The organism is Chitinophagales bacterium, assembly GCA_040877935.1.
Taxonomy (GTDB): Bacteria; Bacteroidota; Bacteroidia; order Chitinophagales; family CAIOSU01; genus JBBDNB01.
This window is the reverse complement of sequence record JBBDNB010000004.1, coordinates 1-12,366: the sequence shown is the minus strand read 5'-3', so window position 1 is coordinate 12,366 and position 12,366 is coordinate 1. Positions and strand designations below refer to the sequence as shown.

Here is a 12,366-nt window from a genome sequence, read left to right as displayed (position 1 = left end):
GTGGACAATGAAGATTTTCCAATTCACACATCTGGTTTTGAAAGAATAATGATAAAAGCCGGTGGCGATGTAGGCATTGGCACTTCTTCGCCCGCAGAAAAATTTGATGTATTTGGCAATATCAATGTGAGTGGGGATTATAGGATAGGCGGGGTGAGTATATTGAAAAATACCGGCACGGGAAATATGTTTGTGGGCGAGGGAGCGGGGGAGAATAATACAGGTGTGGAGGGAACCTTTTTTGGAGCTGGTGCTGGAACCAATAACAACTCAGGAGATTATAACTCTTTTTTTGGCTACAGCTCTGGAAGCGTTAATACTAGTGGCTCAGCCAACTCCTTTTTCGGAAATATATCAGGAGCAAATAATACAACCGGAGCATGGAACACCTTTATAGGGGCAGCTGCCGGATTGAGCAACACAACAGGTTCAGATAATGTTTTTATGGGAATTTCATCAGGTACGACAAATCAAACAGGTTATCAAAATACATTTGTTGGTGGTTATGCAGGCAACTTAAATTTCGATGGTGATTGTAATTCATTTTTTGGATATCATTCAGGTCTTAAAAACAGTAGTGGTAGAGTAAATGCGTTTTTTGGATATCTTTCTGGGTTAGAAAATACAACTGGTAGTTTTAATGCTTTCCTAGGATCAGGAGCTGGCTCATTTAATACAACAGGTTATGAAAACACCTTTGTTGGACAACAAGCAGGAGAAAGTAATACTACAGGTCATAATAATACATTTTTGGGTGCATATGCAACTCCCGGCTCAAGTAATTTGATAAATGCCACAGCTATAGGAGCATATGCTACTGCTACCGAAAATAACACCTTGATTTTAGGCAGCATTAACGGGCTTAATGGTGCTACGGCATCTGTCAATGTAGGCATAGGAACTACCACACCCGCCAATAAGCTTGAAATAGATCAGGGCACAGCGGACAATAGCGGGCTGAGGTTTACGCAACTAACATCGAGTTCTTCAACACAAGCTGCTAATGGAAAAGTACTTAGTGTAAACCCAGATGGTGATGTCATTTTGGTTGATAATCCGGGCGGAGGAGATGTATTAGCCTGTACCACTTCAACAGCTAATTTTTTGACAAAATGGATCAGTGGAACAAATACCATCTGTGAAAGTATTATCTATGATGATGGCCAAAGAGCTGGTGTAAATGTAATTCCTTCAATAGCAACACTAGAATCAAAAAATGAATTAGACTTGGCTGCAGTATATGGGATTAGCGAAGCAAATAATAATCAAAGTGCAATATACGGTGTTGTAGGTGAAAGTAGGGGTGCTCTAGACGTCAATTTAAGTATTGCAGGCTTTGCTGAAGAATCTACCTCAGCAACAAATTTAGCAGTTGCAGGTCAAGCATCAGGTTCTGAATCTGAAAATAAAGGAGTAAGTGGTATAGCAGAGCATTCAAGTACTACAGCAGTTAATGTAGGAGTACAAGGAAGGGCAGCGGAGTCTAGTCATGAAAATATGGGTGGTCGGTTTAGCGCATATGGCACAACAGGAGTTAACTATGGTATTTTTGCAGAAGCTGCTTATGGACCATTTGGAGCACCTAACCATTATGCTGGTTATTTTGATGGAGATGTACATGTAACCGGGGGGTTAACTTGGGTATCTGATCGCAAGTTTAAGGATAACATAACTAATATTGACCCTAATACTGCATTGCAGAGATTACTCCAATTAGAGCCTAAAAGCTATCATTATATGACTTCAGCTTTTCCTTCTATTAATCTTCCTGTAGGTAATAACCATTTCGGTTTGATTGCACAAGATGTGGAGAATGTTTTCCCAGAGCTTGTGAAAGATATTATCCACCCGGAGCAAAGAGACAATGATGGGAATACGCTGGTGCCTCAAGTGCACTATAAAGGTGTTGACTATAGTGGTTTTATACCACTGCTTATAAGTAGTGTAATTAGGCAACAAAGAGTTATTGATTCATTATCTTCTTCTGTTAATCAGAGACTTACTTCTTTAGAGCAGGGGATGATGGATTGTTGCGGGGCCAATCAACGGAAAACCAATTCAACTTCAGAAAATGAAACTTTTATTAATCAAATTGCAGTAGATTTAAATCCATTGCAGGTGGTATTGGAACAAAATGTCCCCAATCCTTTTGCAGAGCAGACAACAATATCTTATTATATTCCAAATGAAGTGAATTCATCTAGAATAATATTCTATGATGCAATTGGAAGAATTGTAAAGGAAGTAGATGTAGAGAATGGTTACGGGATAGTCACAGTTTTTGCTTCAAATCTTTCAGCGGGGACTTATAGTTATACTTTATTAATAGATGGAGAAGCAATAGAAACCAAGAAGATGCTTAAGTCAAATTAATATATAAAACATATAATAATATAGTAAATAATTTTCGTTTTGAGTTTTTTTACACGATAATTGAGTGTTCGTTTAAATTTAATGGATATGTATTAAATATAAACCATAAATCACTTTCATTTCTTTATATTTGAAACAAAAAAGCATGAACAAATTAATTTTACTACTCCTAATTTTCCCTGTGTTTACTTTAAGCGCACAAACTGAAATCAATAACATCACCTTGCCTGCGGTGTTGGACAAGGAAGGTTCAAAGCTGGTGCTAAACGGTGGCGGCATTCGTAAAAAACTGTTCTTCAAGATTTATGTAGGTGGTTTGTACTTGCCTGAAAAAAGCAAAAATGCAAAGGAAATCATCAATGCAGATAAGCCTATGGCCATTCGCCTGCACATCACATCAAGTATGGTGAGCAGCGACAATATGTCGGAAGCTACCCGCGAAGGATTTATAGCTTCTACCGATGGAAACACCGCGCCAATTCAAGATAAGATCGATGCCTTTATCGCTAATTTTTCAGGTGAAGAAATTACTGAGAATGATATTTTCGACCTCTATTATGTACCCGGAGAAGGAGTGAAGTCCTATAAAAATGGTAAATATATCAGCACTGTAAGTGGTATGGATTTCAAAAAAGCACTCATTGGCATCTGGCTTTCTGATAATCCAGTAGATTCAGGCTTGAAAGAGGCTATGCTAAATCTATAAGTTGCGCTTAAACAATGCTTAAGATTTATCTCCAGTTTTATAATTTTTCCCTATCCCTGCTTTGGGCGATTGTGCTAGTGCTTTTTGTAGCAGATTCCGGCAAGCTCGATTTTGTGAGTCTCACGCTTTTGAATATTGCACAAGGTGCAGCATTGCTCGAAATTCTGCATGCAGCTTTAAAATGGGTAAAATCCCCGGTCTTTACTACAGCCATTCAGGTCAGCTCACGTATTTTTATTCTGATATTGATCAATATATTTCATGGAGGGCCCTGGCCTGAATTTATGGGCATCAGCGGTTTGCAATTGGCTGTATTTGCCTGGTCGCTAACTGAAATTATCCGTTATGCATACTATCTCACACTTTTAAGAAATACTTCTATTGCTGTTTTGACCTGGTGCCGCTATACTTTTTTCATCTTTCTTTATCCCATTGGTGTTACGGGCGAATTGATGATTCTTTATGCCTGGGCCACTCAGCATGGAATAGCAGTTGATCAGTGGCAGGTATGGTTTATGGCTGTTGTTGCGGTATTGTACATCTTGTTCTTTCCGAAAATGTACCTTTATATGTGGAAGCAGCGGAAAGAAAAAATTTTGAATTAAGTTATCAACTACCTGTTCTGGTGCTCAAACTCTTTTCATAAAAGACTTTACCTATCCGGTCAATATGATCCAGCAAATCTTTGTTTTCAATTTTATGTAATAGTGCTATGTCTATTTTATAGGGCAACAGCAGGTCATCCAATTCATTTTCTAATTCTAATTGGATGCTAAGGTTCAGGAATTCACCCAGCAACACCAAGTCAATATCTGAACCAGGTCTGTAATTGCCTTTTGCACGTGACCCGTATATTATGACTTTTTCAATTTGAGGATATCGGGAAAACACGCTATGTATCTTATTTATATCATCACTTTCTAATCCAAAGAGCATTATTCAAAGATTTTACCTTGTTCACCACTTCTTTTATCTTCCATTAATTTTTGAAAATCAAGGAAAGCCTTGTGGTATTTATCAAGTATATTAATAAAAATTTCATTGGCAATTTCTTCATTGTATGTGTGAGAGGTTTTATTTCTGCTTTTGATCATTTCCATCCACACTTTTCCGTTGCTGATCAAGCCCAAAGAAAAAGCTTCTCTTGTGGCATCTTTAGAACCAAAAATCTCTGCATTACCATGATCTTTTATGAAATCTTTCATAACATTCCAGGCTAATTCATGGGTGTACTCAAAGCGCTTAATCAGGCCTTCGCGAATAATATCATCCCCTTCTTCAAAAAGGTCTTCATTAAAAGAACCTTCAGAATAATATTCGGATTTTATATGTGTTACAGCTCTGTCAAGTTTGGACATTGCCTTGTTAAAATTTGAAAATCGTTGCTCCCAACGAATGTCTTTGTGCTTATCCATAAAGATTCAATTTAGAAAACATATTGCTAAACTAAACAATTATCACAGGAAGAATTAAGCTATAATCAGTTTCTACTTATCCCTAAAAACCATCCTTATTGGCACTCCGGTCAATGAGAAGGATTTTCTCAACTGGTTTTCCAGGTAGTTTTTATAGGGCAGGCGAATGTATTTCGGATGATTGCAGAAAAAGGCAAAAGTTGGCGTGTGGGTGGGCAATTGTGTCACGTACTTTATTTTCACATATTTTCCTTTCACAGCAGGCGGACTGAATTTTTCCATACTTTTTTCCAGAAATTTATTTAATGCAGAAGTAGTAATTCGCAACCTTCTATTTTTAGCTACTTCCAGGGCAATATCCAGTACTTTTGAAATGCGTTTTTTCTCCAGGGCAGAAATAAAGACAATAGGTAAATCCCTGAAAGGAGCGAATTTTTCAATCAAAGTTTCCTGAAAAGCTTTTACACTTTCCTGGGATTTGTCTTCAATCAAATCCCATTTGTTCACTGCTATTACAATGCCTTTCTTTTTCTTTTCCGCTTGTCTGAAAATGGCCAGATCCTGCGATTCGATGCCCAATGTAGCGTCAAGTATAAGTACACAAACATCTGCCTGATCGATGGAATTGATGGCGCGGATTACAGAGTAAAACTCCAGGTCTTCCATTACGCTGGATTTCTTACGGATTCCGGCAGTATCAATTAATAGCAGATCTTTATTATAGAGTTTGTAATGGGTATTGATGGCATCGCGTGTAGTACCAGCAATATCAGTCACGATATTCTGCTCTTTGCCTACCCATGCATTCAGTAAAGAGGATTTTCCCACATTGGGTTGACCTACAATAGCAATTTTGGGCAGTTCATCGTCCTGATCTTCCTGAACCACTTCCTCGGGTTTTATATCCTCGCACAGCGCATCGAGCAATTCCCCGGTGCCACTTCCGCTGATGGAGGCAATGGTAAAAAGTTTTTCAAAGCCCAGGCTGTAGAATTCGCTGGCCTGATAAAGGCGGTTGGTGTTATCTACCTTGTTGACTACGAGATATACTTTTTTGGATTCCCTACGCAGCAAGTCGGCCAGTTGCATGTCCAGATCGGTGATACCGGTGCTCACATCCACGACAAACAGAATGGCCGAGGCCTCGGTAATGGCAATTTTCACTTGCTTTTTGATTTCTTTCTCAAAAAGATCGCTGGAATGATCTACAAACCCCCCGGTGTCAATCACATTGAAAGCCTTGCCGTTCCAATTTGAAACACCGTATTGGCGGTCACGGGTCACACCACTTTGGTTGTCGATAATAGCCTGCCGCCCCCCGATCAATCTGTTGAAAAGGGTGGACTTGCCCACATTTGGCCTTCCTACTATGGCTACTGTATATCCCATTCTTATTTGGTTATTTAGCTATTTGGTTATTTACTTATTGACTGTGGCATTATATTTAATGATAACAGCACCTCTTAATATCCGAACTGGCGGAGTTGGTTTGGATTGTCCCGCCATTTCTCTTTGACTTTCACAAATAATTCCAAATAAATCTTCTTTTCAAAAAAGCGTTCCATATCCTTTCGCGCTTCTGTACCAATGCGCTTTATTCCGCTTCCTTTCTTGCCTATTATAATATTTTTTTGCGATTCCCGCTCCGTGTAAATGATGGAGTGGATACGGATGATTTTTTCTTCTTCCTCGAAAGCCTCAGTTACGATTTCACAGGAATAGGGGATTTCCTGTTTGTAATGGATAAATATCTTTTCGCGGATGATTTCAGAAACGAAAAAGCGCTCTGGCCTATCAGTAAGCTGGTCTTTCGGATACCATGCCGGATTTTCGGGCAGGTCTTTCAGAATTTGCCGCAGCAGCTCATCTGTATTTCTTTTTTTCAGTGCGGAAACGGGAAATACATGATCGAAAATCTTCTGATCGTCCCAGTGTTTCAGCAAAGGCAGCAGTTCTTCCTTTTTTAATTTGTCAATTTTATTGAGCACCAAATATTTAGGGATTTCGAGCGATTTGATCTTATTCAGCGCTTCTTCCAGTTGTTGTATCGGTTCGCCCGGCTCGGTGATCAGCATGATGATGTCCCCGTCCTTGAAGGAACTTTCCACAGTTTTCATCATGGCCTCGTGCAATCCTGAAACTGGCTTAATGATAATGCCCGGACTGTCGCTAAACACGATTTGAAAATCTTCCCCATTCAGTATGCCGAAAATACGATGTCTTGTGGTCTGTGCCTTGGGGGTGATGATAGACAGTTTTTCACCCACCAATGCATTCATCAGTGTTGATTTCCCGACATTGGGACGGCCTATGATATTTACAAATCCGGATTGGTGCATGGCTTTTTAAAAGAAGGGCAAAATTACGGTAAATTTTTGCCTTTTGATAAACTAAGCGTATATTTGCACCCACATCGCAGGGTGGAGCAGTTGGTAGCTCGTTGGGCTCATAACCCAAAGGTCACAGGTTCGAGTCCTGTCCCTGCTACTACGACAAGCCTCGGCAGTTTTGCCGGGGCTTTTTTTGTGTTTGGATTGTCCTATTTTTTATAGCCGCTGTTGTGAGCTTGGCTTTTTTCGTTTTGTCGTTGATTTCCTGCTTTTTTTCCTCTTCAACTCTTCAATGAACTCACTTATTTCCCGTCTTTCTTTATCTGAAAGGGGAGGGCTTCTATAATGAAGTCAACGTTTTTTGGTTCTGATATATGTCCTATATTATTTGATTTTAAAATATTTAATTACAAGTTTTTTGGCGGCTTCTGTCTCGATAATCATGCGTTGGTTTTTAAAGTGATATGCTCCTAATGTGTAGCAACAATTTGACCGTCAGCCGTCTCGATTGGGGGCAGGTTACTCCCTCGTGTTTTTCACATTTTTCCACCTTGCTGCTATACAATCCAATTATTTTGTTCCCTGAATTGTAAATGAACACCAACCAGTATAGTTTACTAAAAAACTAATGCTGTTCCCTGTAAAAGTCCCGCTTCCTGTTGCAGGTTCAGCTATACAACCATCATATTCACCGATAGTAAATGTAGTAGATGAATTCATCGTCAAACTGTCCAAACAATAAGTATCACTCCCAAAAGTTCCCTGCATTGTAAGCTGTTTATCACCTGTTCGCGTAAAGGTAAGACTGCCAGATTCAGGCTCCCCTGGACCGCATTCCACTTGGCTTGTTCCGGTATAAGTCCCAGCTACCGCAGCCGCCCAATTGTCGCTATTATTGTTATCGTCATCTTTACTGCATTGAGAAAAGATGATTAAACTAAAAACTGCTGCTCCAATTGAAATTAAAAATCTGTTTTTCATTGTGTTTGTTTTTTATGGTGAATGAAAAATTTTACTTGCCTAACGTATCGGCTATGGTTAGTACGGGAATTAAAAGTAGTGAACTTTCGATTAAGCACTTAGCCAAAACTTTTTATTTTATCTTTTCATTTATAAAGCTAAATCAAAAAGATTTGGCAGTCTTGGTTTAAAGCTCTAAAACTTTTAGTTAAATACCAAAACTCGTATTAACTATAGCCATTGTGCGCCCCACTCGCGCTCGTTTGCCGCATAGCGAACGAGTGCGGAATTTGTCTTTTTTTCACGCAGATCTTGGATTCACTTGTATTTGTCCTCCAATGGCTTTTAATACTTTCATTATTGTTGCAAATTGAGGTTTTGCTCCGTCAGATAGAGCTTTGTATAAACTCGGTCTGCTCAAACCTGTTTCCTCCGCGATTTTTGTCATTCCGATAGCCTTTGCAATATGACCAATTGCATTAATAACATCAGCATTGTCCCCTTCTTCCAACACAGCGTTTAGATACTCTGCAATCATTTCTTTGCTGTCCAAATAATCTGCTATTTCAAATTTTGAAGTTCCCATTGTTGAACATAATTAGTGTATCTATTCGGATACAAAATTAAATAACTTTTGGATGAATTTAGTTCATGTAAGTTTATTAAAGTGAACGCCCCAAAGGGTGGTGCTGACGATAAATGCCAGCTTCTTGGATGTGAGGGCTGTCCGAATGCTTCATGCCCTCCGAATACCTATTTGACCATGTTCCAACTATGTGGGCGGACAGGTGGGGGCGCACTGGCGTCATTTGACCGTTAGCTGTCTCGGATTACCTGCCGGTACTTTTCATTTCTTTAATTCATAATTTGTACTTCGCCCTCCTGCTGGTTCTTTTTGTAATATATTTTTGCCAATCAAATCGTTAATGTCTCTAATCGCTGTATCCTTTGAACATTTAGCAATTTTTGCCCATTTCGAAGATGTCAATTTACCGTCAAATCCATCTAAAAGTTTATCTAAAAGCTTTTTCTGTCTTTCATTTATAATTGTCTTTGAATGTCTTTTCCAAAAATCAGCCTTGAACAGAACCCCTGTTAGAGTTGAATCAGTTGATTTTAAGGCATTTATCAAACATTGTAAGAACCATTTTATCCATTCAGTAATATCAAGATTACCCTTTTGTGTTTTTTCAAGTATCTCATAATATCCTTTACGTTCTTGTCTGATTTGAGCCGACATACTATAAAAGCGTTGATTTGTTTTATCAGCCTGAGCTAATAACATATCGGTCAATGCCCTTGTTATTCTGCCATTGCCATCTTCAAATGGATGAATGGTTACAAACCATAGATGGGCTATTGCTGCTTTTATTACTAAATCGATTTTATTGTAATTATTGAACCAGTCCAGGAATATAAGCATCTCATGCTTTACTAATTGGGAATCAGGTGCTTGAAAATGTATTTTTTCTTTTCCCAAAGCTCCTGATACAACCTGCATTGGTCCTGTTGTATCTTTTCTCCAATCTGCAACAGTTATTTTATACATCCCGCTTCTACCAGTTGGGAAAAGAGCCGCATGCCAATCAAAAAGTCTATCCGAAGTTATTGGTTCAAAGCAATTTTGTGTGGCATCAAGCATCATTTCAACAACACCGTCAACATTTCTGTCAGAATCTACAGAACCGGCAATCTCCATTCCCAATCTCCTTGCAATTGATGAGCGAACCTGGTCTGGGTTTAAATATTCCCCTTCGATTTCTGATGATTTTAAAACATCCAATGTCAATGTATCCAGCAATGCCTCACTTCTCAAATCAAATCCCAATGATTCCATTTTACCTATCAATCGGCCTTGAAGATTTCTTGCTTCACTGAGCAAATTGACAATATTCTCCGCATTCCAGGCAAAGTTTGGCCAATTATCCTGTTGATGTATGAACACCTTCATTCGTTGCATTATTTGCAATGAAAATACACTGTAATCGTTGCATTTCAAAATTTATCGTTGCATTTATTGCAATAATTAACCCGTTTGTTTGTTGTACGGCAGTTCTTAATGCTTGCTGGAAAAGGTTTATGGTATGGTGTCGTACGGGATTAGGAGGTGATTACCTGTCCTCCCATGTTTTCTTAGGTTGATAGGGCTTAGTTATTTTCTTTCAATATTTTATTAAGTTCTTCATCGAAATACGATGTCAGTTTTTTAGAATTCTTTGTATCCGTAGTCATTAATTTTTCGGTATAATTTCGAATTGCACGCTTAATTCTAGTGGGAGAACTTTCTTTATGCTGAACAATAGATTTGTTTATATGAGTACAAATTTCTTTAGGCATGTGAAAGCTTAGATTGATCCCCATCATACTTGGGAATACTTCTTTGAACATATTGTCAATCTCATTTTTCTTTGGAGCAAGTGCTATGTAGTTATAGAGAAAATCTGCTCTCATATAACAATTCACATTGTACCTATTCTCAAAAACAGTTTGTATTGCTTTGTAGGTATTTATATCTTGCGATAACCACCATGTTTTGTAACCAAAAACTGTCTTGCTTTCTGACTCATCATTAATTTCTCTCATCTTGTAAATCATCAACATTAATTTAGCATCTGTATGTGCTCTTTCTTTCGAGCCTTTGAATTCAGCTAATTCATTTGTAAGTAGTTGGATGTCTTCCGTATTTAGTTTTTTCTCAATTTCTGAAGTGTCTTCAAATTGAATATTGAATTCTTCCTCTAGAAAATTCCTCAAATCTCTGTGAGCATCATTTAAGCTAGGATGTGCAAACTCTTGAATAAAATCATTAAATCTATCTACTTTGCCTCTACGTTTAGAATATAAATAAGCTCTTATCATTATCTCATCAACATAGTAAGTGCTCATTTCGTCTGTTAGATATACTTGTTCAACAGGCTTGAATTGAGTTTTATATTTATGTCGAATCATACCAAAATGATTGACAAGTTCATCTAGAATTGTTTGATTAATAAATATTTTAACGCCCGACTGATGGGCTCCAAGTAGTAAATTCCAATACCTACGTTTCTTAGATTCCAGGAAAATTTCAGACAATGCAGGAATTAAAATTGAGGTGCCTACATAAATCTTAAGTTGTGAAGCAATCTTTTGAAATGAAGCAGCTAAATGAGGATCCCACCTTAATAAGAACATCATACTGTATGTCTGAGATAGTCGTCTTAAATACTCTCTTTGATGAATAGTACCATTATATGACATGTTTCTAATTGTCATTAATAACGCTTTTTTGACTTTTGTTTTATTTTTAACTGCAATGTGACTGTTGTCTACAACATCTCCTACAATGTCTGGTAAAGCTACCTCGATAATATCTTTGCTTTTCCCTTCAATCACAAATGATGAAAATTCAATGCCTTGTTTGTAATATATTTTATGTATAGTTTGTTCGATTAACTCAAGAACTTTAGTTGCTTTGACATCTACATCTTTTAAGTAATTCTTTAGTTGTGCTGCCGTCCGCTTTTGAAAATTTGAGAATATTTCACGTTCTTCAATATCCCTTTCTCTTAAGATTAATCTAGTCGAATAAGGCAAACAATAAGCATTTTGAGGTGAATGATAATTAATTTGTCTTGGTTTCTCAGAAAGCACTAATAATCTTTCATCAATTGTATTCCCAATCTGTTTTGGATTAAATTTTACTAATTGACTAATACGATTTTTAATATCGTTAGAACTTCTAAGGGTTCTGGTTTCAGAAGCAGTTCCTTCTAAACCATATAGAATTAAAGTGTCCGCTAACTTATTTTCAATAGCTATATTACTACTAGATGAGTTAAATTGTTGGCGCATAAATACATATAGCCTTGGGTCTTTTATGAAATTTCCAACGACATATTCTTTGTCAGGTTTCTGGAATTCATGAATATTACTTTCAATATATGTTTCGTACAAAAGAACAAGCCTTTCATCGTTTACAACATTACTTGCAAACCATTCAACATCGAAAATTTTCAATGGTATTTTGCTTTGCTCTAAAAACTCATCCTCTATGGCGTTCTTATTATTGACTTTTCTACTTGTTACATAAACAAATTGTGAAACTGTAATTCTATTATTTATAAGTTTTTCGATTGAATCTTTAACCTTTCCCCGTACATCTAATTCTGTAGATATTTGATAAATAAAAGTTGGTTTAGTGGTTCTTTCGAATAATCTAAGACTACCGTCAATACCCATATCCTTTGTTCCTCCAACTGGAATAAACTTATCACCAACAATCCTTGAAAGAAAGGATTGGGCGAATTCTTCGAATACGGTTCCTTCTCCGAAATTGGAAAGGGCATATTTAAATGCATCTCTGTTTATCTTGATTTCTGACATTTCATTTCTTTAATTAAGCACAACTTATTTACACCCCTCAAAAAACTACATGCATGTCGGCAAAACCTAAATAGTCTTAGAGTTTAATTTTTTGTGAATTTAATAAATTAAAATAAATCACTTAAGTTAAACTTTAGGCATGCCCAAGCTTCAAATGCATTCTAAATAGTGTCTGGTCGAAAAGCACCATAAATCTAAGATTCCATTAATTTTTCAA

General features: G+C 37.4%; 11 protein-coding genes and 1 tRNA gene. 4 read left to right on the top strand and 8 right to left on the bottom strand.

Annotated features, from left to right (window positions below; translation table 11 throughout):
- The 3 genes from WD048_01215 to WD048_01205 all read left to right on the top strand — a co-directional run bounded on the left by WD048_01215 (position 1) and on the right by WD048_01205 (position 3,684).
- The gene (locus tag WD048_01215) at positions 1 to 2,373 is read left to right on the top strand and encodes a tail fiber domain-containing protein (protein ID MEX0810802.1); all 2,373 of its coding nucleotides are present in this window, start codon (positions 1 to 3) and stop codon (positions 2,371 to 2,373) included.
- A gap of 145 nt (positions 2,374 to 2,518) precedes the next feature.
- Positions 2,519 to 3,079, top strand: coding sequence for a chalcone isomerase family protein (locus tag WD048_01210; protein ID MEX0810801.1), 561 nt, complete (start codon positions 2,519 to 2,521; stop codon positions 3,077 to 3,079).
- Between the two features lie 14 nt (positions 3,080 to 3,093).
- The gene (locus tag WD048_01205) at positions 3,094 to 3,684 is read left to right on the top strand and encodes a protein tyrosine phosphatase-like domain-containing protein (protein MEX0810800.1); all 591 of its coding nucleotides are present in this window, start codon (positions 3,094 to 3,096) and stop codon (positions 3,682 to 3,684) included.
- 4 nt (positions 3,685 to 3,688) lie between these two features.
- Here the strand turns inward: WD048_01205 and WD048_01200 are convergent, their stop codons facing one another.
- The 4 genes from WD048_01200 to era form a co-directional block, all read right to left on the bottom strand.
- Positions 3,689 to 4,015, bottom strand: coding sequence for a nucleotidyltransferase domain-containing protein (locus tag WD048_01200; GenBank protein MEX0810799.1), 327 nt, complete (start codon positions 4,013 to 4,015; stop codon positions 3,689 to 3,691).
- Positions 4,015 to 4,494 carry a nucleotidyltransferase substrate binding protein gene (locus tag WD048_01195; GenBank protein ID MEX0810798.1) on the bottom strand — a complete coding sequence of 160 codons (480 nt, stop codon included), beginning with the start codon at positions 4,492 to 4,494 and terminating at the stop codon, positions 4,015 to 4,017. Before WD048_01195 ends, WD048_01200 begins: the two co-directional genes overlap by 1 nt.
- A 72-nt stretch (positions 4,495 to 4,566) precedes the next feature.
- Positions 4,567 to 5,883: a ribosome biogenesis GTPase Der gene (gene der, locus WD048_01190; GenBank protein ID MEX0810797.1), complete on the bottom strand. Its 1,317-nt coding sequence runs from the start codon at positions 5,881 to 5,883 to the stop codon at positions 4,567 to 4,569.
- 74 nt (positions 5,884 to 5,957) lie between these two features.
- Positions 5,958 to 6,833 (bottom strand): GTPase Era, encoded by an 876-nt coding sequence (gene era / locus WD048_01185; protein ID MEX0810796.1) that lies wholly within the window; start codon positions 6,831 to 6,833, stop codon positions 5,958 to 5,960.
- A gap of 75 nt (positions 6,834 to 6,908) precedes the next feature.
- On the opposite strand from era, the gene WD048_01180 reads away from it, so the two are divergent.
- A tRNA-Met gene (locus WD048_01180) sits at positions 6,909 to 6,981 on the top strand.
- 413 nt (positions 6,982 to 7,394) lie between these two features.
- Here the strand turns inward: WD048_01180 and WD048_01175 are convergent.
- The 4 genes from WD048_01175 to WD048_01160 all read right to left on the bottom strand — a co-directional run bounded on the left by WD048_01175 (position 7,395) and on the right by WD048_01160 (position 12,149).
- Positions 7,395 to 7,805 (bottom strand): hypothetical protein, encoded by a 411-nt coding sequence (locus tag WD048_01175; GenBank protein MEX0810795.1) that lies wholly within the window; start codon positions 7,803 to 7,805, stop codon positions 7,395 to 7,397.
- A 280-nt stretch (positions 7,806 to 8,085) separates the two neighbouring features.
- The gene (locus tag WD048_01170; protein ID MEX0810794.1) at positions 8,086 to 8,370 is read right to left on the bottom strand and encodes an addiction module antidote protein; all 285 of its coding nucleotides are present in this window, start codon (positions 8,368 to 8,370) and stop codon (positions 8,086 to 8,088) included.
- Between the two features lie 261 nt (positions 8,371 to 8,631).
- Positions 8,632 to 9,735, bottom strand: a complete 1,104-nt coding sequence (locus tag WD048_01165; GenBank protein ID MEX0810793.1) for a Fic family protein — start codon at positions 9,733 to 9,735, stop codon at positions 8,632 to 8,634.
- A gap of 197 nt (positions 9,736 to 9,932) precedes the next feature.
- The gene (locus tag WD048_01160; protein MEX0810792.1) at positions 9,933 to 12,149 is read right to left on the bottom strand and encodes a hypothetical protein; all 2,217 of its coding nucleotides are present in this window, start codon (positions 12,147 to 12,149) and stop codon (positions 9,933 to 9,935) included.
- Positions 12,150 to 12,366 lie beyond the last annotated feature (217 nt).

What these genes read in the sequence shown, in the direction of transcription:
- WD048_01210 (MEX0810801.1), top strand. Translation starts at nt 2,519, where the DNA reads ATGAACAAATTAATTTTACTACTCCTAATTTTCCCTGTGTTTACTTTA.
- era (MEX0810796.1), bottom strand. Translation starts at nt 6,833, where the DNA reads ATGCACCAATCCGGATTTGTAAATATCATAGGCCGTCCCAATGTCGGG.
- der (MEX0810797.1), bottom strand. Translation starts at nt 5,883, where the DNA reads ATGGGATATACAGTAGCCATAGTAGGAAGGCCAAATGTGGGCAAGTCC.
- WD048_01205 (MEX0810800.1), top strand. Translation starts at nt 3,094, where the DNA reads ATGCTTAAGATTTATCTCCAGTTTTATAATTTTTCCCTATCCCTGCTT.
- WD048_01165 (MEX0810793.1), bottom strand. Translation starts at nt 9,735, where the DNA reads ATGAAGGTGTTCATACATCAACAGGATAATTGGCCAAACTTTGCCTGG.
- WD048_01170 (MEX0810794.1), bottom strand. Translation starts at nt 8,370, where the DNA reads ATGGGAACTTCAAAATTTGAAATAGCAGATTATTTGGACAGCAAAGAA.
- WD048_01160 (MEX0810792.1), bottom strand. Translation starts at nt 12,149, where the DNA reads ATGTCAGAAATCAAGATAAACAGAGATGCATTTAAATATGCCCTTTCC.
- WD048_01175 (MEX0810795.1), bottom strand. Translation starts at nt 7,805, where the DNA reads ATGAAAAACAGATTTTTAATTTCAATTGGAGCAGCAGTTTTTAGTTTA.
- WD048_01200 (MEX0810799.1), bottom strand. Translation starts at nt 4,015, where the DNA reads ATGCTCTTTGGATTAGAAAGTGATGATATAAATAAGATACATAGCGTG.
- WD048_01195 (MEX0810798.1), bottom strand. Translation starts at nt 4,494, where the DNA reads ATGGATAAGCACAAAGACATTCGTTGGGAGCAACGATTTTCAAATTTT.